The sequence below is a fragment of the Halomonas halodenitrificans DSM 735 genome (assembly GCF_000620045.1).
Taxonomy (GTDB): domain Bacteria; phylum Pseudomonadota; class Gammaproteobacteria; order Pseudomonadales; family Halomonadaceae; genus Halomonas; species Halomonas halodenitrificans.
Window position 1 is genome coordinate 281,512 of record NZ_JHVH01000002.1, and the last position, 21,086, is coordinate 302,597.

The 21,086-nt window shown below is 63.7% G+C and carries 20 protein-coding genes; 10 read left to right on the forward strand and 10 right to left on the reverse strand.

Annotated features, from left to right (window positions below):
* Positions 1-129 precede the first annotated feature (129 nt).
* Positions 130-1,068 carry an alpha/beta hydrolase gene (locus Q358_RS16420; RefSeq protein ID WP_084286422.1) on the forward strand — a complete coding sequence of 313 codons (939 nt, stop codon included), beginning with the start codon at positions 130-132 and terminating at the stop codon, positions 1,066-1,068.
* Here Q358_RS16420 and Q358_RS0103200 read toward each other — a convergent pair.
* Both Q358_RS0103200 and Q358_RS0103205 read right to left on the reverse strand, forming a co-directional pair.
* Positions 1,034-2,449: an FAD-dependent oxidoreductase gene (locus Q358_RS0103200; RefSeq protein ID WP_027960726.1), complete on the reverse strand. Its 1,416-nt coding sequence runs from the start codon at positions 2,447-2,449 to the stop codon at positions 1,034-1,036. The genes Q358_RS16420 and Q358_RS0103200 overlap by 35 nt on opposite strands.
* Before the next feature lie 5 nt (positions 2,450-2,454).
* Positions 2,455-3,588 carry an acyl-CoA dehydrogenase family protein gene (locus Q358_RS0103205; protein ID WP_043487548.1) on the reverse strand — a complete coding sequence of 378 codons (1,134 nt, stop codon included), beginning with the start codon at positions 3,586-3,588 and terminating at the stop codon, positions 2,455-2,457.
* Positions 3,589-3,876: 288 nt separating this feature from the next.
* Here Q358_RS0103205 and Q358_RS16425 point away from each other — a divergent pair, with 288 nt between their 5' ends.
* The 4 genes from Q358_RS16425 to Q358_RS0103225 all read left to right on the forward strand — a co-directional run bounded on the left by Q358_RS16425 (position 3,877) and on the right by Q358_RS0103225 (position 7,504).
* Complete coding sequence (locus Q358_RS16425; protein WP_051530150.1) at positions 3,877-4,689, forward strand: ABC transporter ATP-binding protein; 813 nt, start codon at positions 3,877-3,879, stop codon at positions 4,687-4,689.
* An 88-nt stretch (positions 4,690-4,777) separates the two neighbouring features.
* Entirely contained in the window at positions 4,778-6,070 is a 1,293-nt protein-coding gene (locus Q358_RS16430) for an ABC transporter substrate-binding protein (protein ID WP_084286423.1), read from the forward strand.
* Complete coding sequence (locus Q358_RS16435; RefSeq protein WP_043487550.1) at positions 6,067-6,879, forward strand: ABC transporter permease; 813 nt, start codon at positions 6,067-6,069, stop codon at positions 6,877-6,879. Before Q358_RS16430 ends, Q358_RS16435 begins: the two co-directional genes overlap by 4 nt.
* Positions 6,880-6,952: 73 nt before the next feature.
* Positions 6,953-7,504 carry an OsmC family protein gene (locus Q358_RS0103225; RefSeq protein ID WP_027960728.1) on the forward strand — a complete coding sequence of 184 codons (552 nt, stop codon included), beginning with the start codon at positions 6,953-6,955 and terminating at the stop codon, positions 7,502-7,504.
* A 42-nt stretch (positions 7,505-7,546) separates the two neighbouring features.
* Here the strand turns inward: Q358_RS0103225 and Q358_RS0103230 are convergent, their stop codons facing one another.
* Positions 7,547-8,725 (reverse strand): FAD-dependent monooxygenase, encoded by a 1,179-nt coding sequence (locus Q358_RS0103230; protein ID WP_027960729.1) that lies wholly within the window; start codon positions 8,723-8,725, stop codon positions 7,547-7,549.
* A 177-nt stretch (positions 8,726-8,902) separates the two neighbouring features.
* On the opposite strand from Q358_RS0103230, the gene Q358_RS0103235 reads away from it, so the two are divergent.
* Positions 8,903-11,182, forward strand: a complete 2,280-nt coding sequence (locus Q358_RS0103235; protein ID WP_027960730.1) for a CehA/McbA family metallohydrolase — start codon at positions 8,903-8,905, stop codon at positions 11,180-11,182.
* A 74-nt stretch (positions 11,183-11,256) separates the two neighbouring features.
* Here Q358_RS0103235 and Q358_RS0103240 read toward each other — a convergent pair whose 3' ends face one another.
* The gene (locus Q358_RS0103240) at positions 11,257-12,261 is read right to left on the reverse strand and encodes an aldo/keto reductase (RefSeq protein WP_027960731.1); all 1,005 of its coding nucleotides are present in this window, start codon (positions 12,259-12,261) and stop codon (positions 11,257-11,259) included.
* Between the two features lie 168 nt (positions 12,262-12,429).
* On the opposite strand from Q358_RS0103240, the gene Q358_RS0103245 reads away from it, so the two are divergent.
* From Q358_RS0103245 to Q358_RS0103255, 3 genes are all read left to right on the forward strand, one after another.
* Positions 12,430-12,981 carry an outer membrane protein gene (locus tag Q358_RS0103245; RefSeq protein ID WP_043487553.1) on the forward strand — a complete coding sequence of 184 codons (552 nt, stop codon included), beginning with the start codon at positions 12,430-12,432 and terminating at the stop codon, positions 12,979-12,981.
* A 64-nt stretch (positions 12,982-13,045) separates the two neighbouring features.
* The gene (locus Q358_RS0103250; RefSeq protein ID WP_027960733.1) at positions 13,046-14,260 is read left to right on the forward strand and encodes a YbfB/YjiJ family MFS transporter; all 1,215 of its coding nucleotides are present in this window, start codon (positions 13,046-13,048) and stop codon (positions 14,258-14,260) included.
* A gap of 93 nt (positions 14,261-14,353) precedes the next feature.
* Positions 14,354-15,172, forward strand: a complete 819-nt coding sequence (locus tag Q358_RS0103255; protein WP_211248300.1) for a transporter substrate-binding domain-containing protein — start codon at positions 14,354-14,356, stop codon at positions 15,170-15,172.
* Positions 15,173-15,243: 71 nt separating this feature from the next.
* On the opposite strand, the gene ehuA is transcribed toward Q358_RS0103255, so the two are convergent.
* The 6 genes from ehuA to Q358_RS0103285 form a co-directional block, all read right to left on the reverse strand.
* The gene (gene ehuA / locus Q358_RS0103260; protein WP_245598263.1) at positions 15,244-16,050 is read right to left on the reverse strand and encodes an ectoine/hydroxyectoine ABC transporter ATP-binding protein EhuA; all 807 of its coding nucleotides are present in this window, start codon (positions 16,048-16,050) and stop codon (positions 15,244-15,246) included.
* Between the two features lie 8 nt (positions 16,051-16,058).
* Positions 16,059-16,730, reverse strand: a complete 672-nt coding sequence (ehuD, locus tag Q358_RS0103265) for an ectoine/hydroxyectoine ABC transporter permease subunit EhuD (RefSeq protein WP_027960736.1) — start codon at positions 16,728-16,730, stop codon at positions 16,059-16,061.
* Positions 16,731-16,733: 3 nt separating this feature from the next.
* Positions 16,734-17,459, reverse strand: a complete 726-nt coding sequence (gene ehuC, locus Q358_RS0103270) for an ectoine/hydroxyectoine ABC transporter permease subunit EhuC (RefSeq protein WP_211248301.1) — start codon at positions 17,457-17,459, stop codon at positions 16,734-16,736.
* 85 nt (positions 17,460-17,544) lie between these two features.
* On the reverse strand, positions 17,545-17,754 hold the full coding sequence (locus Q358_RS0103275; RefSeq protein ID WP_027960738.1) for a TOBE domain-containing protein: 210 nt from the start codon (positions 17,752-17,754) through the stop codon (positions 17,545-17,547).
* A gap of 31 nt (positions 17,755-17,785) precedes the next feature.
* Positions 17,786-18,925, reverse strand: coding sequence for a putative sulfate/molybdate transporter (locus Q358_RS16440; RefSeq protein WP_051530151.1), 1,140 nt, complete (start codon positions 18,923-18,925; stop codon positions 17,786-17,788).
* A 160-nt stretch (positions 18,926-19,085) separates the two neighbouring features.
* Positions 19,086-19,400 carry an antibiotic biosynthesis monooxygenase family protein gene (locus tag Q358_RS0103285; RefSeq protein ID WP_027960739.1) on the reverse strand — a complete coding sequence of 105 codons (315 nt, stop codon included), beginning with the start codon at positions 19,398-19,400 and terminating at the stop codon, positions 19,086-19,088.
* Positions 19,401-19,605: 205 nt separating this feature from the next.
* Between Q358_RS0103285 and Q358_RS0103290 the strand changes: the two genes are divergently transcribed.
* Entirely contained in the window at positions 19,606-21,084 is a 1,479-nt protein-coding gene (locus Q358_RS0103290) for a DASS family sodium-coupled anion symporter (RefSeq protein ID WP_043487557.1), read from the forward strand.
* The last annotated feature ends 2 nt before the right edge of the window (positions 21,085-21,086 follow it).

A 21,086-nucleotide genomic window follows, 5' to 3' on the forward strand; every position in this document is an offset into this window, starting at 1 on the left:
GAAAGGTTATAACATAACAAAATGTCGGATGACCAGCATACAAGAGCGTTCGCCGCGACATTTTGGTGGCTGACGCCGTGACAGCCATCGCGGAGAATGGGCACGAACGCAGCGAACAGGGAGAGAGGAATGGAAGCAGCGTGGTGGTGGGCCCTGCCTCTGGGCATGGTGAGTGTGGGCGGCGGGCTGCTGCATCTCTTCCATCGACGCCTGAGGGTCAGCCTGGCGGCGCCGCGGGTACCGGTAACACATACGCTTGCGGCTCATGGAGTAACGGGTGAGACGGTGACCATTGCCTCGCGAAGAGGAAGGCAGCTGGTGGGCTGGTGGCTGCCTGGAGGTTCGCGGGGCACGGTGGTAGTCACCCACGGCTGGGGAGCCAATCGTGAACTGCTCTTGCCCCTGGCCAGGCCGCTGCAGGCGGCGGGATGGAATGTACTGCTGTTCGATGCTCGTAACCATGGTGATAGCGATCCCGACACCTTCTCCTCCATGCCACGCTTCGCCGAGGATACCGAGGCAGCGCTGGCCTGGTTGAGCGCCCGCCCCGGCATGGCTGATATCCCGGTGGCGCTGCTCGGGCATTCGGTGGGGGCGGCGGCGGTGCTATTGGTCGCCTCGCAGCGTAACGATATCGGTGCCGTGGTCAGTCTCTCCGCCTTCGCTCACCCGGATGGCATGATGCGCCGATGGCTGGCGGAGAAGGGGCTGCCCTTCCTGCCCCTGGGTTGGTACGTGCTGCGCTATGTGGAGCGGGTGGTCGGTCATTGCTTCGATGTCATCGCGCCACTGAACACCCTGCCGCAAGTGCACTGCCCGGTGCTGCTGGTGCATGGCCGTGATGACCACGTGATTCCACCCAGCGATGCCGAACGGCTCTATGCCAGCCGTGGCGAAACACCGACTCGATTGCATCTGCTGCCCGGTGATCACGACCTCAGCCAGCATATCCAGGCCGAGCTCCCCGAGCTGCTGGCATTTCTCGATGAGGCCCTTGTTGAGTCGGCAGGCCCGCTGGGCCTGGAGGCTTGGATCAACTCTTCTGGGTCAGCCGGGCTTCAAGGCTGAAAACTCTTGAAGTGGCAGTGCCCGCTAGAGAAAAGCCAGTGATATCGTCACCGCTATAGTGGATGTAAGTATCGTTATCGTCGCCCTGAGCCACCCATTCACCGGGTGTCTGCGGCGGATAAACGGCGAGCGGCAGGCATGGCGTCTTGATCACGATGGCCGAGTCATGGCCTGAATAGCACGCCTCCTGTCCGGCCAGAACAGACCCGATGACCTCTGCTTGGGCACGCAGTGGCTGCACATAGGGTGTTAGCTTGCCACGATGTTCCATGCAGTCACCTAACGCAAATATAGCGGGATCCGATGTTCTGAGCTGATCGTCGACCTGGATGCCGCTGCCGATGTTTAATCCCGCTTGCCTGGCCAGATGTGTATTGGCCTTGAGCCCCAGAGCGCTGATCACGACATCGGCGGTAACCTCTTCACCGCTGCTGAGCGTGGCCCGTAGTGTCTCGTTTGCGCCCTCCACACTGCCGACATGGTCCATATGGTGCAGTTCGCTAAGCGTACTGCCGGTGTGCAAGGCTACCCGGCGATGTCGCAGGGCCTCAGCCAGGCGAGTGGCAAGCGGTGGTGGCAGTAGCCTGGAGAGCGGCTGGGCCGCCTGGTCGGCCAGGGTGATGCGATGCCCTGCCGCGCTCAGGTCGTCGGCAAACTCGCAGCCGATCAGGCCCGCACCGAGAATCAAGACACGGGCCGGGCTCAGGGCGTCGATCCGCTCCCGCAGGCGCCGATAGTCGGTCAGGTGATTGATCTGCAGAACGCTGTCCGCCGCACTGCCTGCCAGAGCAGGGCGTGGCTGATGGCCTCCCAGTGCCAGGACCAGCCGTCCGTATGGCAGGCTGCCGCGCGGCGTAATAAGACGCTGATGCCGTCGATCGATCTCCAGGACTCGCGTGTGCGAGAGTAGAGTGATGTTCCAGCGTGCGGCCTGTTGAGCACCCGTCGCGGTAATCAGCGCCTCGGGTGTCCTGCCCCGTGCGGCGGCACTGGAGAGCTGGGGCTTTGGATAGACGTCTGCGCCACAGTGTGTCACCAGCACGATGGGGCAGTCAGGGTCACGCTTGCGCAGCGCTTCGGCGGTTGCCCAGCCTGCCATGCCACCGCCCAGAATAGTGACTTGCTCGGGTGACTGCGGCAGCCCACGGGGCGCCGTGGAAGCAGTTGGGCGGCCAGGCATTGGACCTTGCTCCTGAGCGGCCTCCAGCAGCACGAAATCGGCCTTGCCGACACCACAGTCGGGGCACACCCAGTCGTCCGGTATATCGTCGTAGCGGGTGCCGGGTGGCAGACCTCCATCAGGGTCACCCTCTGCCTCGTCATAGATGAGACCGCAGACGACACAGAGGTAACGGCGGAAGGGAAGGGCAGCTTGGCTCATGGCGATCAGGCGGCCTCGAGGCGCGCCAACTCCTTGCGAATATGCTTGATGGCGGGTGTCACGATGGCGACGAAATAGGCCTCTCGCAGCTTGCGCTGGGCCGGTGCATCGGCAAGGTAACCGCGGGCGCCAGCGTGCAGCATGGCGCCCTGAGCGGCGCGCAAGGCGAGGTGCGAACTGCCCTCGCGTAGCTGTAGCACATCGGCAAAAAGCGTATCGGAGTGATCACCGGCTACCTCACTGCCCAGCAGTCTGGTGGCCCTGCGGGCGTCATTGAGCTCCTCTTCCAGTGCCTCGGGCTGCTCATCGAGAAAGCCATTGACGTGATGGTGGGTCTCGCGTGTGGCGTACATGATATTGATGCAGGCCTGCACGACCCCCAGCCCCATGCCCATCTGCAGCAGGACAAAGCCGCTGCGAATGCGTGGGATCAGCTGGGCGACATCGTGGCTGATCACGTTAGCATCGGGGATGAAACTGTCGCGGAAATGGCAGGCATAGGTGCCGCTCCCCTCCAGCGCAATGAACTCGGGGCAGGCCCTGAGTGTGAAGCCGGGCTGATGGCACTCGGTCAGAGCCATGACGCGGCGTTCGCTTCCTTCTAATTCAAACACGGCCGCAAACACATGCTCTGGCCCCAGATTGGAGACCCACGGCAAGGTACCGTTGGCGATGTAGCCGCCAGCGACTCGCGTCAACCGTACCTTCAGAGGTTCAATACCAGCCAGGTGCTTCATCGCATTCGAGAGCCCCGTACCGCCGAGCCTGGCACCTGAAGCAAACTGCGGGAGCCAGCGTTCCCGCACCGCACTCTCATCGCTGTTGTCCAGATACCAGCCCAGCGCGTCCTGACACCACACACAAAAACCGGTGGACATGCACTCCCGTGATACCTGAGCCATGGTGTCAACCGCAGCGTAAAAGGCGTGGCCGTTGCTGGCGAGATGCCGAGAGTAGCCGCCAAGCTGTCCCAGTGAGTGCATAAAGGAGCTGGGATAGTAGCCTTGGCGATCGATCGTTTGGGTGTGAGGCGCAAGCCCCTGGGCAATCAGCTGCTGAAGGTCAGCTGTCCTAGCTGTCGCCGGTGGAGACGAGTAGGCGTCGGGCGCTGTTACGGTGATATCGGCGGTGGCACCCATGAAAACCTCCCTCTGGCCCTCTGGCAGTGACAGAAGCAGCGGCGGAGAAGCTGCTTTTGGAATAAAAAAGTGTTTTTTAGCTTATAAAAAACTATAAGCATTGGAAAATAACCATTCCCCCTACACCCATCGCCATATGGAATATGCGATAGAAGAATATATTCTCAATCTATTCATTCTTAATAGTTATATAAGGGTGAGGAAAGAGTCTTTTATCTCCTCTCTGCCGGCGGGCTACTCTGCCTGGCTCTAGCCCCTCATGCATGGCCTACAGGATGGAGCGTTACCATGGGTGCCAGCATCCAGATCGACAAACTGACGCATCGCTTTCACAAGCATGCAACCCCGGTCATCCGTGATTTCTCGCTGGAGATCTCTGCGGGTCAAAGCCTGGCGATCATCGGTGAGAGCGGCTGCGGCAAGTCGACCCTGCTGCACATGCTGGCTGGCCTGACGCAGCCCAGTGGGGGCTGCGTTCGTATCCAGGACAAACGAGTGTCTCGGCCGCACCCTGAGTGGAACATGATGTTTCAGAGCCCGGCGCTCTACCCCTGGCTTAGCGTCGAGCAGAACGTTGCGCTGGGGCTGGAGTTTACCGGCCAGACCCGAGGCCTAAAGGCCAGGGTTGCGGAAATGCTCGAGTTGGTGGGGCTGGCAGAGCGTGGCCGAGCCAGGCCCCACGACCTGTCCGGCGGTCAGCAGCAGCGAGTCGCTCTGGCGCGCTCGCTGGCAGTGTCTCCCGAGGTGATTCTGCTGGATGAGCCGTTCTCCGCACTGGATGCATTTACTCGCCGCGCCCTGCAGCGGGAAGTGACCCAGATCGCTCATGATCACGGCATTACTCTGGTGCTGGTCACTCACGATATCGACGAGGCGCTGATCATGGCGGATCAGGTGGCTGTCATGGGGCGGAACCCAGGCACCCTGCGCAGCCTGCTTGACGTATCGCTGGCCTATCCGCGTGACCCGAAGGAGCCGGCCTTCAAGGCGCTGCGCGATGAGTTGATGTCTCGTTTCCACGATTCAGTGTCACTGAACTCGGCGGTCACCGCCTGTGGTGTATCAGCCGATGACGGCTCGTGCGTGGTGAGTAGCGCCTGATCGGGTCGTTGTCTCCAGCCGGTAGGTCCGGCACGTCGATTGTTTATCTCGTTTGCTGCTCAGGCGATCAACAGGAGAGTCAGGGTTCATGTCTCACACGCCTCCTTATCACGCTCCTCCTCATCATGCACCCGGCTGCGGCTGTCATGGCGCCGGCACGCTAGAGGAGTATCGCCTGGACAATGGGCGTCGACGCTTTGTACTCGATGGCCTGGCGGCTATCGGCGGGCTTGGAACGGCACTGAGTCTGCCGGGAGTGCTGCCCAGTGCCATGGCCGACGCTACGCCACCCAGCACCGATATGACCGTGCGTATCGGCTACCTGCCGATTACCGATGCAACGCCGCTGCTGCTGGCCCATGCCCTGGGTTATTTTGAAGATGAGGGCCTTGCCGTGGAGGAGCCCGAACTGATTCGTGGCTGGGCACCGCTGGTCGAGGGATTTGTTCGTCATCGCTTCAACCTGGTGCATCTGCTCAACCCGATTCCCGTGTGGCTGCGCTACAACAACGACTTTCCCGTGAAGGTCGTGGCCTGGGCGCATGTCAACGGCTCTGGCCTGGTGATTGGCAAGCACCGCCAGGCACGCGAATTTTCCGACCTGGGCGGGATGCAGATCGCGGTTCCCCACTGGTATTCGGTTCACAACACGCTGCTGCAGATGGCGCTGCGTCAGGCAGGACTTGAGGCAGTGATCCAGGATCAGTCTCTGCCTCTAGCGCCGAACCAGGTCAATCTGCTGATCCTGCCGCCGCCGGAAATGCCCCCGGCGTTAGCGGCAGGGCGTATCGATGCCTACACCGTCGCTGAGCCTTTTAACGCCGCCGGAGAGCTATTGGCCGAGGGCACGGTGCTGCGTTTTACCGGTGATATCTGGAAGAACCACCCGTGCTGCGTCGTGTGCATGCACCAACGCGACTGCGACACGCGTCCAGAGTGGACACAAAAGGTAACCAATGCCCTGGTTCGGGCCTCGGCCTATGCCCAGCAACATAAGGCGGAGGTGGCCAGGCTGCTATCTCGGGACGGCAAGGGCTACCTGCCCATGCCGGCTGAGGTCGTGACTGACGCCATGACCCATTACGCCGCCGAGGACTATACCGATCCGCCCGCGATTCGCCATGCGAACTGGCAAACCGGGCGTATCGACTTCGCCCCCTATCCATTTCCTTCGGCGACCGTTGAGCTGGTACGCGCCATGAATCACACCAAGGTCAGTGGTAACACCACCTTTCTCAAGAATCTTGATCCTGACTGGGTGGCGCAAGACCTGGTCGATTATCGTTTTGTTCATCGCGCCATGGAGCGCTATCCGCAGGCTCACCTCCCCGGAACCCCTGCTTCTCAGCGCTGGAACCGGGAGGAGGTGATCAGCCTATGAATCTTCAGCCAGTCAGTACACCAACCGTTCCACCCTGGCTGCTCTCCAGGCTGCGCGACCTGGGCTACACCCTGCTGGGGCTAGGCCTGCTGTTGAGCGTGTGGTGGCTTGGGGGCTATCTGATCGCCAATGAGCCCACGACCCAGGCGTTTGCCGGGTTTGCGCCCTCTGCAGCGCTGCCCGAGGCGTGGCGGCTGATCGTTACCGGTGTACTGATCGATTCCGCGCTACCCAGCCTCGAGCGCATCTTTTTCGGGCTGCTCTGGGCGGCCCTGGTGGCGGTTCCGGTGGGTATCCTGGTGGGTGTCTCTTCCGTACTGCGCCAGATCACCGGTTTTTCATTCCAGCTTCTGCGCATGGTCAGCCCGCTGGCATGGATGCCGGTCGCCGTGCTGGCTTTCTCGACCTGGGATGGGGCCATCATCTTTTTGATCTTTATGGCTGCGGTATGGCCGATTCTTTTCTCCACGGCGTTTGCCGTACAGCGTATCGACCCGGTGTATTTCAAGGTGGCACGTAATCTCGGCGCCTCGCCGTGGGCCAACCTGAAGCGTCTGGTGTTGCCCGCCATTACGCCGGATATTCTGGCCGGTCTGCGGCTGTCACTGGGTGTGGCCTGGATCGTGCTGGTTCCCGCCGAATACCTTGGCGTGACCAGCGGGCTGGGATACGCCATCAACGATGCCCGCGACATCCTGGCCTATGACATGTTGGCGGCGCTGGTACTGCTGATCGGAATTATCGGCTACACCCTGGATGCCATCCTCATGGCGCTGATACGCCACTTTGGTTGGCAGAGAGGCGCCTGAAATATCCGCCAGTGATTCACCCTTTTCGCTTTCCCAACGTCATTCTTTAACCAACCGTGCATAAGGAGTTTCCATGAGCACTGATACTCAAGCCCCTCAGACCATCACCACCACCCTGCGACCCATCGATCGCGAAGGCCTGTTAGGTTTTGCCGAAAAAGGCCGCAACAATCCTGGCATGCGCGGCACCAACAAGGTGCATACCGTTACCGAAGGACAGTACCGCACCATCAGCCATGTGAATGGCCATGAAGTCGTCGTGGATGAGCCACTGCATCTGTTTGGGCAGGACACCGCACCGGCACCGGGGGAGATCGTGCTTTCGGGGCTTGGCGGTTGCCTGGCAGTGGGCATCACCGCTGTGGCGACCTGGAAGCAGGTCAAGCTCTCCAAGCTTGAGCTTTTTCTGGAAGGCGATATTGGCAACTCCGCGGCCTGGGGCGCGGGTGGCGCCGAGAATCTGCCGCCGGAGATGGGCTTCCAGGCCATTCGTGTCAAAGTGCTGATCGAAGGCGATGCCACCCGTGAAACGCTGGACGAGATTGTCCAGCACGCCAACTTTTACTCCCCCGTGGCCAACACCATGCGCAACCCGGTCGACTTTGCTATCTCACTGACCGACTGATAGGGGTTCCCAGCCTATGGCGGCGCTTCGAAGGTCTGGGCTCTATAGCCCCAGGGCGTGGCGCATTACCGCGCGCTTGGCGCCCTCCAGGCGCTCGGCCACGGCCATCCCGGCGGCACCGGCATAGCGCAGTGGGGTGGCGCCGGTGAAGGTATGGTGGAAGGTCTCCATGGCGGCGATCATGGCCAGTGTGCGGGGGCGCCGCTCGCGGGCATAGCCGGCGAGTGGCGCCCGGCCGCCGGGGTCCTGGTTCGCTCGAAAGGCGGCGGTCACCCGCCGGCTCAGCGCCTCGGCATCCTGCATGCCCAGGTTGAGCCCCTGGCCGGCCAGGGGATGGATCACATGGGCGGCATCGCCCACCAGTGCCAGGCGTGGACGCACATAGCGCTCGGCGTGGCGCCGCCGAATGGGAAAGCTGGCGCGGCCCAGCACCGACTCCACGCCGCCCAGCCGGGCGGGAAACGCGTCCTCGATGGCCCGGCGCAACGCCTCGCCATCCAGCGCCTCCCGGGCCAGGCTGGCCTCGGCGGTGTCGTACCAGATCAGCGAGGCGAAATGACCGGGTAGCGGCAGCATCGCCTGGGGCCCATTGGGGGCGAAGCGCTGCCAGCTGACGTCCTGCTGGGGCAGGCGGGTCCGCACGTTGGTGATCAGGGCGCGCTGGCCGTAGTCCTCGTCGCGGGTAGCAATGCCGGCCAGTTCTCGGGTGCGGGAGCCGGCACCGTCGGCGCCTACCACCAGGCGCGTCGCCAGCAGGCGGCCGTCGTCGAGTTCCAGCAGGCCGTGGTGACCGCCGGTAACCCAGGCCACCGGCCCGGTGTGGCAGAGCGTCGTGACGTTAGGCAGCTCGGCCAGGCGCTGCCACAGGGCGCGACGAATCACCCGGTTCTCGACGAAGTAGCCAAAATCGGGCAGCTCGAGGTCGGCGGCGCTGAAGCGGATATGGCGCTGCTCGGCGGCGTCGCTGGCCTCGATATGGCGGAAGGGGCAACGCCGGGCCTCGGGGATGAGCGGCCAGGCACCGACGTCCTCCAGCAGCCGCTGGGAGGCGAGGTTGAGCGACGACACGCGCAGGTCGAAGGGGGCATCGTCGGCGATTGCCGCCGGTGGATCGCCGCCCTCTACCAGGGCCACGCGCATGCCCGCCTGGCCCAGTGCCGCCGCCACGGCGGCCCCGACCATGCCACCGCCCACCACGATCACGTCCAGGGTGTCGTTCATGCCTCTCTCCTCGCCAGGTGCCTTGCTAGATTGCTGTACGGGGCTGGCAGCATAACGCGTTCGGCGACGCCATGGGATGCGCATGCCCATGAAATAGTTGTTTGAATGTTCATTCAAAATAAATCAAGCTGAATAGGCAACGCTTTCCTTATAAGACAAATAGCAAAGGAGTCCCCGATGAATCATCGACTCAGTGGCTTGGTGCTGGCCGGCCTTCTCGCCGGTGCTTCCGGTGCACATGCCGATGTGAGCATCACCCGCGGCGCCACCGCCATCCCCGACGGCGAGGCCCTGGCCGACGCGGACCTGACCGTCGGCAACGACAAGCTGGCCTTCTCCATCGCCGTGGAGTCGCGGCCTCCCTGGGGCGTACCGCGCGGTACCCTGGTGGATCTGGCCGCGGTCAAGGAGGGCGAGATCGACCTCGATCGCATCGCCTTCGCCGACTTCATCCCCGACAACTGGTCCGCCTGGCCCAACGACGGCAAGACGGTGGAGATCGTCGAGGATACCCCCGAGCGCGCCGTTGTGCGCATCCGCCGCAACTGGGCCGACGCCTGGGTGACAACCACCTATACCCTGGAAGCCGGCAGCGACCGCATCCACCTGCAGACCGAGCTGGAAAACGCCGGCGAAGAGCCGCTCGAGGCCATTCGTTCGGGCTTCACCCTGTGGCCGGATACCGGCTACCTGTTTGGCGTGCCCGGCCTGGGAGACGCCAAGGAGACCACTGCGGAAAACGCCTTGAGTGACCGCATGGTGGCCTACGATCGTGATTGGGCCTTCGCGCTTCATGCGCCCTATTTCGACCGCGTCAATTATCAGGGCCAGGACATGTATCGAGAACATGATCTGGCTCCCGGCGAGTCGCGCCGTTTCGAAGGCTGGCTGCAGGTCGTGCCGGACGGCGATCTGGCGCCGGTCGTCGCCGCCGCCGCCGAGCGTCGCGGCGAGTCCACCGGGAACCTGAGTGGCCGCCTGCGCAATGATCAGGGCGAGACGCCGCCGGACGGACTGGTGATGGTCGAGAAGGACGGCCACCCCTTCGCCTGGACCCTGGCCGAAGGCGGCGAGTTCGCCATCGATCTGCCCGAGGGCGATTACTCGGCCTATGCCACGGGGCTCGGGCATGCCAGCAGCGAGCCCGTGTTGCTGAGCATCGCGGCCGGCGAGGAAGAGACACTCGATGTCGATGGCCTGCAGGGCCCCGGGACGCTCAGCCTCGAGATACATGAGGCCGGCTCCGAAGTGCCGCGCGATGCCCGGCTGACGATCCTCGAGGGCCAACAGCCGCCGGTGGAATTCCTCGGCAAACAGACCTTCTTCACCGAGCTGGAGCCGGTGGGTCACGCCGAGCTCGCGCTGGCGCCCGGCGACTATCGACTCGGCGTGAATGCCGGCGCCGGCTTCACCGCCGAGGCCCAGGAGCTCGAGGTGAGCCTGGCCTCCGGCGAGACGGTGAATGAGACCTTCGCCATCGAGCGGCTCGCCGAGCCCAACGAGCGAGACTGGTTCGGTGGCGACCTGCACCACCACGCCAACGTGCTGGAGGGCACCACGCCGCCGGAGATGGTGGTTCGCGCCCAGCTGGCCAATGACCTCGACCTGACCTTCGTCAGCGACCACGACTCCACGCGTAACCATGCGGAGTTTCAGTCGCTCTCCGAGCAGCGGGGAGTGCCCTTCATCCCGTCCATCGAGGTCTCGCCCTCCTGGGGCCACCAGAATCCCTTCCCCATTGAGCTGGGTGGCGAACTTGAGGTGGACCCGGGCACCGACAGCGTGCAGGACGTCTTCGCCGAGGCCCGGCGCCTCGGCGCCGAAGTGGTGCCGCTGAACCACCCCTTCAACGACTACGGCTACCTGCGTAACCTGGCCGGCGATAGTGTACCTGGCGGCTTCGCCACCGGTTTCGACCTGCTGGAGCTCAACGCCGAGGTCGACAATGCGCCGACGCTGGACACTGCCCACCGGCTCTGGGATGCGGGCACGCGCGTCTACTTCACCGCCGGCACCGACACCCACGATGTCTGGAACGATCTCACCGGCCGTATTCGCATGATGGCCAGGGTGCCCGGCGAGCTGACGCCGCGGGTCTTCGCCCGGGCCCTCAAGAATGGCCATGGTTATGCCACCGAGGGGCCGCTGCTGTATCCGCATAATGGACTATTCGGCGATACGCTGCGTCTGACCGAGGACGAGGCCTACACCTGGACGCTGGACGTCGAGGCCGTTGACGGCCTGGCCGAGGCGCGCCTGATGGGCAACGGTGGCGAGGTCCTGCAGCGCGTATCCCTGGACGGCCGCCAGGCGGAGCTGGCGCTGGAGCTGGGTGACGGCGTGGAGGGCTGGGTTGCCCTCGAGGTTGACGACCAGGATGGTGACACCGCCTGGAGTAACCCGCTGTGGGTCGAGCGCGACTCGTCCGACGCCTACACGGCAACACTCGATGACTAATCGCGCATCCTGATGGCGCGAGTCATTAAGAAGGCCGCACCTCCGGGTGCGGCCTTTTTCATGCGCTGATACGGCTATTCGGTGAACTGCTCGGTATCGACTTCGGCCTGGGGTGCTTCGGCATAGCGTGCGCCGGCGATACGGTGAGGCGTAAACAGTGTATCCAGGCGGGCTACCGTGTCGGCGTTCAGGCCCAGCTCCGCGGCGGCGAGGTTCTCGCGCATATGGGCCACGCGGCGGGTGCCGGGGATGGGCAGGATGTCGTCGCCCCTGGCACGTAGCCAGGCCAGCGCCAGCTGACCGCTGGTTACGTCGAGCTCGCGGGCCCCCGCCTCGAGTTCGGCCAGCAGCGCCAGGTTGCGCGTGAGGTTCTCGGTGCTGAAGCGGGGCATGCCGCGGCGCACGTCGCCCTCTATCAGGCTTTCGCTCTCACGGACCGCACCGGCGAGGAAGCCACGCCCCAGTGGGCTGAAGGCCACGAACAGGGTGTCGGCCTCGCGGCAGGCCTCGAGCACCGCGATCTCGGGGTTGCGGGTCCACAGCGAGTATTCCGACTGCACCGCGGCGATGGGGTGCTCGTCGCGTGCCCGGCGCAGCGTGGCCGCCGATACTTCGGAGAGGCCGATGGCGCCGATCTTGCCTTCCTCCACCAGCCGGGCCAGCTCGCCCACGCTCTCCTCGATGGGCACCCCCTTGTCCCAGCGATGCAGGTAGTAGAGATCGATATGGTCGACCTGCAGGCGTTCGAGGCTCGCCTCGCACTGGCGGCGCAACGTGGCCGGGCGGCCGTCGATCACCTTCCTGCCGAGTTCCGGGTCAATGGCCATGCCGCACTTGCTGGCCAGCAGTATCGCGTCGCGCCTGCCGGCGAGCGCCTTGCCCACCAGGCGCTCGTTGGCGGTGGCGCCATAGAGGGTGGCGGTATCGAAGTGGCGATAGCCCATCTCGAAGGCCTCTTCCAGGGCGCGCCGCCCCTCGGCCTCGGTGACCGAATGGCCGTAGCCGTGGGACAGGTTCATGCAGCCCAGGCCGACGGCGGGAGAGCCGGTTGCCTTGAGGCGAGCGAGCAGAGGGTTCATGCGATCTCCTTTCACGTTCGATGGCGTGGGGCGCCGAGAATATCAGGTTGTGTCGATGCCGGCGGCCGCTTCGCACCGAGGCCGAGGCGTCATTGAGTGGGATGACTGGGGCTCGGCCCAGGGCTCAGGTAGACTGCTCACCCTTTTTTCGATCACAGGTAGCATCTCATGACACGCATGGTCCTTTCCCGCGCTCTGCTCACCGCTGGCCTGGCAGCCGGCCTGACGATGGCTGCCGGTACCGCCGCGGCTACCGGCAGCACGGGCGCCTATATCGGCGGCGGCCTCGGCCAGATGAGTGGCGGCGGGGCCTTCGACGACGACGCCGAGCACTGGAAACTTGTCGCCGGCTACAACGTCGGTTGGCTGCCGCTCCTCGACCTGGGCGCCGAGCTGGCCTACGTTAACGGCGGCAAGATAGACGGTCGGGTCGGCGACCACTCAGCGACCCTCGAGGTGGAGAGCTTCCAGGCGATGGCGGTGGCCGGGGCAAGCTTCGGTCCGCTGGGCTTCTACGCCAAGACCGGCATGGCCGACTGGGACGCCGAGCAGCGCGGTCGCGGCGTGAGCCGGGATCACTCGGGCACCGACCCGATCTACGGCCTGGGCGTGCGTGCCGGCCTGTTCGGCCTGAGCGGCCGGCTGGAGTACGAATACCTCGATACCGACGGGATTGATGCCCTGGACATGGTCACCGCCGGCGTGGTTTATACCTTCTAGGGTCGCGGGACCCCAGGAGCCACGCCTGCGACACCACTTCACCCAGGATCACGGAGCGCCAGGCATGGCCACACCCTTTCTTCTTTCACCGCGCTACCGCGTGTTGCTGGCCGGGCTTTTCAGTCAGTTGCTGTGTGTGGGGGTGGCGCGTTTCGCCTATACCCCGCTGCTGCCGGTGATGCAGCAGCAGACCTGGCTGAGTGACGCCCAGGGGGGCTGGCTGGCCGCCCTCAACTACGCCGGCTATATGTTCGGCGCGCTGACGGCTGCTTCCATCACCAGCATCCGGCTCAAGGACACGCTCTACCGCCTTACCCTGGTGCTGGCGCTGCTCTCCACCGCCGGCATGGCCCTGGCCGACGACTTCTGGCTATGGGCAACGATGCGGCTGGTGGCCGGCTTCTCCAGCAGCGGCGCCATGCTGCTCGCCTCGGGGTTGATCCTGCACTGGCTGATCAGCCACCGGCAGCGTGGCGAACTCGGCATTCACTTCGCCGGAGTCGGCCTGGGCATGCTGCTGGCGGCCCTGGCGGTGGAGTGGATGCTGCGCCTCTCCCTCGACTGGCAGGCCCAGTGGTGGGGCTTTGCTGGCCTGGCCGTGGTGCTGTTGATTCCCGCCTGGTGCTGGCTGCCACGCCCCGCGAAACCCGTGGCGGGAAACGGGAGTGAGCACCGCCAGGCTCGGCCCCCCAGTCGTACCTTCATGCGACTGATGCTGGCCGCCTACTTCTGTGCCGGCTACGGCTATGTGATCAGTGCCACCTTTATCGTGGCTATCGTCGAGCGCGAGCCGCTGCTGGCCGGGACAGGCAACTGGACCTTCGCCCTGGTAGGACTGGCGGCGGCACCCGCGGTGATGCTGTGGGATCTGATCGCCCGCTGGATCGGTTATCTCGGTGCACTGATCGTGGCCATGGGCCTGCAGGTGGTGGGGATCGTGCTGCCGGCGCTCACCGACAACCTGGTGGGAGTACTGGCCAGTGCGGTGCTCTACGGCGGCACCTTCCTGGGCTGTGTCAGCCTGGTGCTGACCATGGCCGGCCGGCTCTATCCGCAGAGCCCGGCGCGCATGATGGGCCGCATGACGCTGGCCTACGGCGCCGCCCAGATCGTCGCCCCGGCGCTGACCGGGATGCTGGCCGAGGCCACCGGCCATTACGATATCGGGCTCTGGCTGGCGGGTGGTTTTGTGGCGCTGGGCGTATTGCTGCTGATCCGGTTGCGCCGGGTCGATCGTACTGCCCAACGGCTGGACGATGAGGCCAAGGCGATGGCCTAGCGTGAAAGACACCGCCCGAGCCTATGCCATACTGCGTGGGTGTTACTGACTAATGGAAGCGAGGTGAGGATGAGCTTGTCGAAGAGTAGCTGGATGAAAATGCTGGCGTTGGGTGCCGTGGTCGCGACGACCTCCGCCCAGGCCGGCATGCTGGAGGAGCGGCTCGATGAGGGCGAGACGATTCGCCTCGGCTTTGCCGCGGCACCGCCCTGGGCCTATGCCGGTGACGATGGCTCCCCCCAGGGGTTCGTCAACGGGATTGCCGTTGATGTGCTGGAGCGCATGGGCCACAGCAACATCGAGCCCGTGTTGACCGACTGGGCCAGCCTGATTCCCAGCCTGAAGGCCGGTCGTGTCGACATGGTGACCGGCGGGATGTATATCGTCCAGGCGCGCTGCGAGAACATGGATTTCTCCGATCCTATCGGTGCCTTCGGCGACACCTTCGTCGTGCCGGCGGGCAACCCCAAGAATCTTGAGACCTATCAGGACCTGATCGACCAGGACCTGACCATGGTGGCACCCTCGGGCTACAACACCCTGGCCGATGCCGAGGATGCCGGCGTTCCCGAGAGCAGCGTCACGGAAGTGCCGGGCACTACCCAGGCCCTGGCGGCATTGCGTACGGGGCGTACGGATGCGGTCGCCATCAACGTGCTGGAAGCCAAGCACGCCGCCGATATGGACGAGAGCTTCGATATTTCCGACCCGGACCTGTTTGTGGGTCGCGAAAAGCAGGTCGTCGGCATCGGCTTTCGCTCCGAAGACGCCTCGTTCCGGGAGGCCTTCAACGACGCCCTTGCGGACTACATGGGCTCCGATGAAATGATGGCAACCGTCACCCCGGATAACTATCTTGAAGCCTTCCTGCCTGGCGAGCTGACCACCGAAGCCGCCTGCCGGGCCAACTGAGCCCTGGCCGGCTTGGCCCTGACCGGCTTAGTCCTGACCATCTAAGTCTTGGCGACCAGGCGGCCGGCCTGTCAGTTGGCTTCCAGGACCGCACTCAGGAACTGCCGGGTGCGGTCTTTTTGTGGGCTGTCCAGCAGTATGCCTGGCGCCCCCTGTTCCTCGATCCGGCCCCCATAGAAGAAGCACACCCGGTCCGAGATATCCCGAGCAAAGCCGATCTGGTGGGTCACCATCAGCATGGTCAGGCTGTGCTGGTCGACCAGGCTGCGGATGACGCCGGTGACCTCGCTGATGACCTCCGGGTCCAGCGCCGAGGTCACCTCGTCAAACAGCATGACCTTGGGGCGCATGGCCAGGGCACGGGCGATGGCGACCCGTTGCTGCTGTCCGCCGGAGAGCCGCGAAGGGTGCTGGTCGCTCTTGTGCGCCATGCCCACCATGTCCAGGAGTTCGAGGGCGCGTTCCTCGGCCTCTTTCTTCGGCATGCCCAGCACGTGTACCGGCCCTTCCATGCAGTTGCCCAGTGCGGTCATATGCGGGAACAGGTTGAAGTGCTGGAAGCACATGCCGATCTTGGCCCGCATCCGGCGCATATGAGCGGCATTGGCACGCACCAGGCGGCCGTTCTTCTCCATATGGGTCAGGGGGTCGCCGTCGACATAGATCACGCCTTCGTCGATCTCCTCCAGCGTCATCAGCATGCGCAGCACGGTTGTCTTGCCCGAGCCGGAAGGGCCGATGATGGTGACCATCTCGCCCTCGGCGACATCCAGGTTCAGGCCGTCGAGTACGGTCAGCTGGCCGTACCTCTTGGTCACATTCTGGAATCGCACCATGGGCACGCTATCGCCTTCCAGCCTCAGCGGGTATTGGCTCATGTCATCTTTCATCGGGTCAGTCCCATTTTACGGCGTACTGCTGATTCGAACCGGCGGATAAGCCAGGCTGTCGGCAAGGAGATGGCCAGGAAGATAAGCCCGACGATGGTGTAGGGCTCCAGATAACGGTAGTTATCGGCACCGATGGAATTGGCGGTGTGCATCAGCTCCGCCACCCCGATGACGGACAGCATCGGCGTATCCTTGAAGATGCCGACCAGGTAGTTGCCCATTCCCGCCAGTGCCGGGGGAAGTGCCTGGGGAATGATGATGCGGCGATAGGTCTGAACCGTCGACAGGTTGATGGCCCGCGCCGCCTCCCACTGCCCCTTGGGCACGTTCTCGATGCCGCCACGATACACTTCGGAAAGGTAGGCGGCGTAGTGCAGGCCGATGGCAATCAGGCCGGCCGTCCAGGGCGACAGGCGCAGGCCGATCTGGGGGCCCACGTAATAGATGAAGAAGATCTGCAGCAGCAGGGGTGTTGAGCGAATGAACTCCACCAGCTCGCGCACGATAAAGGTCAGCACGCGGAAGGGAGTGCGCTGGGCGAGCACGAACACCAGCCCCAGTATCACCGCCACGACATAGCCGCCACCGGCGGCAATCAGGGTGTTGCCCGCGGCGGCTATCAGCCGGGGCAGGATTTCCCAGGTAAAGTCCAGTTTCCAGTCGAGCATGATTCAAGACCGTCCGATTTTGCGGGCCATGACTCTTTCCAGCCAGCGCATGGTGGGCGTTACCATGAAGCGCGCAAAAATGTAGTAGATGATGAGCGCCGTACCGAACGCCTGAGCGGACAGGTAGGTATTGTTGTTGATCTGGCGGGTTTCAAACATCAGGTCCGCCACCGAGATCAGGGCCACCAGGGCGGTACCCTTGAGAATCTCGACCATCAGATTGCCCCAGGGAGGCAGTATGGTGACCAGGGCCTGAGGAAGAATGACCCGCCGCATGCGCTGGGCGGGTGTCATGTTCAGCGCCAGGGCGGCCTCCCATTGCCCGCGGGGAACGGATTGAATCGAGCCGCGCACCAGCTCGGCGCCATAGGCCCCATAGCAAAGGCCGACGGTGACAAACCCCGCCGTGAACTTCTCCATGCTGAAGCCGAATAGCGGCAGCACGAAGTAGAACCAGTAGAGTTGCACGAGCAGGGAGGTGCCGCGGAAGATTTCGATATAGCCAACGGCGATGGCGCGCACGAGTTTCGAGTGCGCCATCTTCATCAGGCCCGAGACAAGCGCGGCGGCAGTGGCCACCAGAACCGCCAGCCCGAATTGGCCCAGGGTGACCAGGGTGCCATCGATGAAGCGATCGCTATAGGTTGCAAGAAATTCGAGATAGGACATCAGCGTAAGGCGCCACTTTGGCAGAACATCGCGCCATTGTGTCACAGGATCGATGCCCACCCTCGTGTCGTGTCAACGCTTTGTTCGTCTCGGCGGCCGTCGTGCCCGGCGGATGTCGCGCAGGCTCACCTCGAATACCGGCGCCTCAGTCGATGCCGAGCATCACGTCAGAGGCCTTGATCACCACCTGAATCTCGCTGCCCACGGTGATGCCGAGCTCCTCGATGGCGTCGCTGGTGACCATCGACTTGATGGTGTTGCCGCCGCCGATATCGACGCGTACCTGGCTGTTCACCGGACCTTCCTTCACTTCCTGGACGGTGCCCTTGATCACGTTGCGTGCGCTGATCTTCATCTTGTCTCCTGAGGTGTGGCGATTGAAAGACTTAGCCCCGGCGGGGCGGCACGCCGGTGGCGCGCCTATGCACAAGATGCCGGCGAAGTCGCTCGCTGGCAAGGCCCGCCACCAGGCCGACCAACGCCCCGCCGATTAGTGTGGCCACGGCGGTGGCGCCGATCACCGGCCGGCAATCGGGGCGCGCATCGAATAGCCGCTTGCTCAGCGTAAGCTCGATCCCGGCAAAGGCCAGCAGGGCACCCACCACCGGCGTGGGAATCGCCACCAGCCAGGCGACAATGGCATCGCCCTGCAGCGCGGCCAGGGCACAGGCCGCGGCCATGGTCAGCGGGGCGATCAGGCTGCGAGCGCCGAAGCGATAATGGGCGGCCATGCCGCCGGCGCCGTGGCACATGGGCATGGCCCCCAGGGGTGTCAGCACCAGGTTGAGCAGCCCGCTGGAAGCCGCCAGGCGCCGTTCGCTGACGCGCGCCGCGGCGCCGGGAAACAGTGAGTGCGACACGGCCGCGGCCACCACCACGGCATTGAGCAGCGTCAGCGGCAGCTGGGCCAGTACCCCGCCGGCCACCGAGGTCGGTGAGATGCCATCGCCGACCGGCGTCGCGTTCATGGCCGCCGGCAGAGTGTCGCCCGGCGCCAGCCAAAGGGCGGCGACGACCACCAGCAGCGCCCAGGGTCCACGTGGCCAGAGCCAGGACAGGCCCAGCGCCGCCATGGCCGGTAGCGCCAGCCACCATCCCGTTGCCATCATCTTGAGCGCCAATGCCACCAGCATCAGCCCGAGCCCGGCCTGCAGGCCCACCGTCACGGACTGAGGCAGGGCCCGGGCCGCACGGCCCAGATAAGGGGTGGCGGCCAATGCCAGCAGTATCAGGCCCAGCGTGGTGCCGACCAGGGCCGTTTCGCCGGCGGTGAGGCCACCCACGAGCATCATCGCGCCCAGCGCCTTCATCGGCTGCACGGCAATGGGCGCGCGATAGAGCAGGGCCACCAGCAGATAGCCGACGGCAAAGCCGATAAACACCGGGCGTGGCGCCAGCACGCCTAGGGTCGTCGCGGCGATGACATAGGGCAGCAGGGTGCCCAGATCGCCGAAGGCGCCGGAAACATCGCCGCCCAGTGCCCAGAGGGTCTGCCGACGAGAGCGTTTTTCACTTGAGGAGGTCATGCCTCCACTCTAGCCCTCGAAGTGAGGTCAGGCACCCCGACCTGTAGTGATCAAGTATTTTTGGCCACCGAGTTTTGAGCATTCCAGTAGTTCTTCGCTGCCACATTCGACAGCAGTACAAGATACCGCTGTCGGGCTATAGGCTCAGTCTTCATCAGGGCTAGTTACGTGATGGCATCACCACCCACTCCGGTTCTTCAAATTCGCCGATGACATGGATCTCGCAGCAGGGTGCGGCGCTCTGGATGATCGCCTTGATCCGAGGGGCGGGCTGGGCTTCCATGGCGTCGCGGCTGGCCTTGCTGTCCCAGTGGGCGATGGCGATCAGGGTCCTGGGATCGTCGACCTTGCGGTGCAGTTCGGTGCCGCGGGCGCCGGGGGCCTGCTGGATCAGTTCGCTGGCGCGCACCCAGGCGTCGGCGTACTCCTCCGCGGTGTGGCCGTCGCGGATCTTCACTTCGAAGATGTATTTCACGTTGACTCTCCTGATGGTGGGCTCATGGCCGATGCCGAATGGAATTCGGGGTGTATGAGAAAGCGTTAGCTTATCGAAACCCGTCCAGGTCAATAAAACTTTAGTTTAATGCTGTTAGCGTTGGCGCGTGGCTTTGCGATGGAGTCGGCGTCTAGGAGCCCCTCGTTTTAGCTACTCCTCTCAATACTTATCAGGGAAAGCGTTCATGTCCCAACTTCAACAAGGCGCCTCGGATCTGCGGCTGGTGCCGGCGTTAGTGGCGGTGGTGGTCGGCTTGGTGGTGTGGTTGCTGCCCCAGCCGGCTGATGTGTCCGACCAAGGGTGGCTGATGCTGGCCATGTTCATCGGCACCATTGCCGCGATCATCGGCAAGGCGATGCCGATTGGTGCCATCTCGATCGTCGCCATTGCGATGGTGGCCGCCACGGGGGTGACCAGCGATAATCCTGGCGGAGCCATCAGTGATGCGCTGGGCAGTTTTACCAGCCCGCTGATCTGGCTTATCGCTATTGCTATCATGATCTCCCGCGGTCTGATCAAGACTGGCTTGGGAGCGCGCATTGGCTACTATTTCATCTCGGTATTCGGTAGGCGCACACTGGGCATTGGCTATGCGCTGGCGTTCTCTGAGCTGACCATCGCCCCTGTAACCCCCAGTAATACCGCTCGCGGGGGTGGCATCATCCACCCCATCATGCTGTCGATCGCTCACAGCTTCGGTTCGACTCCCAAGAACGGTAATACCGGCAAGATCGGCAAGTATCTGGCGCTGGTCAACTATCACAGCAACCCCATCACCTCGGCGATGTTCATCACCGCCACGGCGCCTAACCCGCTGACCGTCAAGCTGATTGCCGAGGCCACCGGTGCTGCGATCAACCTGAGCTGGACCACCTGGGCATTGGCCATGCTGTTGCCGGGGCTGGTGGCGATCACTTTGATGCCGCTGGTGCTCTATATTCTTTATCCGCCCGAGATCAAGAAGACCGAGGATGCGGCGAGCTTCGCCCGTCAGAAGCTGGTCGAGCTGGGTCGAGTGACGCGAGACGAGAAGATCATGCTGGGCGTTTTCCTGGTCCTTTTGTTGCTGTGGGCTGATGTACCCATGTGGCTTTTCGGTGAGGGTTTTCAGCTCAACGCTACCACCACCGCCTTTATTGGTCTCTCCATCCTGCTGCTGACTGGTGTGCTGACCTGGCAGGATGTGCTCAGCGAGAAGAGCGCCTGGGACACGCTGCTGTGGTTCGGAGCCCTGGTCATGATGGCCTCACAGCTGAATCAGCTCGGTGTCATCGACTGGTTCTCTGCCACCATTCAAGGTCTGATTACCCAGGCGGGTGTGGGCTGGGCTGGAGCTAGTGCGATGCTGGTAGTGGTGTTCCTCTATAGCCACTATTTCTTCGCCAGTACCACTGCACATATCACGGCAATGATGGGGGCCTTCCTGACAGTTGGCCTCGCCATGGGGGCGCCGGCGATGCCGTTTGTACTGATGATGGCGGCGGCCTCGTCGATCATGATGACCCTGACCCACTATGCCACGGGTACTTCACCGGTGATCTTTGGTTCCGGCTATGTGCTGCTGGGCGAGTGGTGGCGCGCCGGCTTCGTGATGAGCGTGGTCAACCTGCTGGTCTGGGTTGTAGTGGGCGGCCTATGGTGGAAACTGCTTGGCTACTGGTAAGG

Excerpts from the sequence above, each read along its gene's own strand:
- Q358_RS0103245 (WP_043487553.1), top strand. The coding sequence starts at position 12,430 with ATGACACGCATGGTCCTTTCCCGCGCTCTGCTCACCGCTGGCCTGGCA.
- Q358_RS0103200 (WP_027960726.1), bottom strand. The coding sequence starts at position 2,449 with ATGAGCCAAGCTGCCCTTCCCTTCCGCCGTTACCTCTGTGTCGTCTGC.
- Q358_RS16430 (WP_084286423.1), top strand. The coding sequence starts at position 4,778 with ATGTCTCACACGCCTCCTTATCACGCTCCTCCTCATCATGCACCCGGC.
- Q358_RS16425 (WP_051530150.1), top strand. The coding sequence starts at position 3,877 with ATGGGTGCCAGCATCCAGATCGACAAACTGACGCATCGCTTTCACAAG.
- Q358_RS16420 (WP_084286422.1), top strand. The coding sequence starts at position 130 with ATGGAAGCAGCGTGGTGGTGGGCCCTGCCTCTGGGCATGGTGAGTGTG.
- Q358_RS0103230 (WP_027960729.1), bottom strand. The coding sequence starts at position 8,725 with ATGAACGACACCCTGGACGTGATCGTGGTGGGCGGTGGCATGGTCGGG.
- Q358_RS16435 (WP_043487550.1), top strand. The coding sequence starts at position 6,067 with ATGAATCTTCAGCCAGTCAGTACACCAACCGTTCCACCCTGGCTGCTC.
- Q358_RS0103240 (WP_027960731.1), bottom strand. The coding sequence starts at position 12,261 with ATGAACCCTCTGCTCGCTCGCCTCAAGGCAACCGGCTCTCCCGCCGTC.
- Q358_RS0103205 (WP_043487548.1), bottom strand. The coding sequence starts at position 3,588 with ATGGGTGCCACCGCCGATATCACCGTAACAGCGCCCGACGCCTACTCG.
- Q358_RS16440 (WP_051530151.1), bottom strand. The coding sequence starts at position 18,925 with ATGACCTCCTCAAGTGAAAAACGCTCTCGTCGGCAGACCCTCTGGGCA.
- Q358_RS0103250 (WP_027960733.1), top strand. The coding sequence starts at position 13,046 with ATGGCCACACCCTTTCTTCTTTCACCGCGCTACCGCGTGTTGCTGGCC.
- Q358_RS0103255 (WP_211248300.1), top strand. The coding sequence starts at position 14,354 with ATGAAAATGCTGGCGTTGGGTGCCGTGGTCGCGACGACCTCCGCCCAG.
- Q358_RS0103275 (WP_027960738.1), bottom strand. The coding sequence starts at position 17,754 with ATGAAGATCAGCGCACGCAACGTGATCAAGGGCACCGTCCAGGAAGTG.
- Q358_RS0103225 (WP_027960728.1), top strand. The coding sequence starts at position 6,953 with ATGAGCACTGATACTCAAGCCCCTCAGACCATCACCACCACCCTGCGA.
- ehuA (WP_245598263.1), bottom strand. The coding sequence starts at position 16,050 with ATGAGCCAATACCCGCTGAGGCTGGAAGGCGATAGCGTGCCCATGGTG.
- Q358_RS0103235 (WP_027960730.1), top strand. The coding sequence starts at position 8,903 with ATGAATCATCGACTCAGTGGCTTGGTGCTGGCCGGCCTTCTCGCCGGT.
- Q358_RS0103290 (WP_043487557.1), top strand. The coding sequence starts at position 19,606 with ATGTCCCAACTTCAACAAGGCGCCTCGGATCTGCGGCTGGTGCCGGCG.
- ehuD (WP_027960736.1), bottom strand. The coding sequence starts at position 16,730 with ATGCTCGACTGGAAACTGGACTTTACCTGGGAAATCCTGCCCCGGCTG.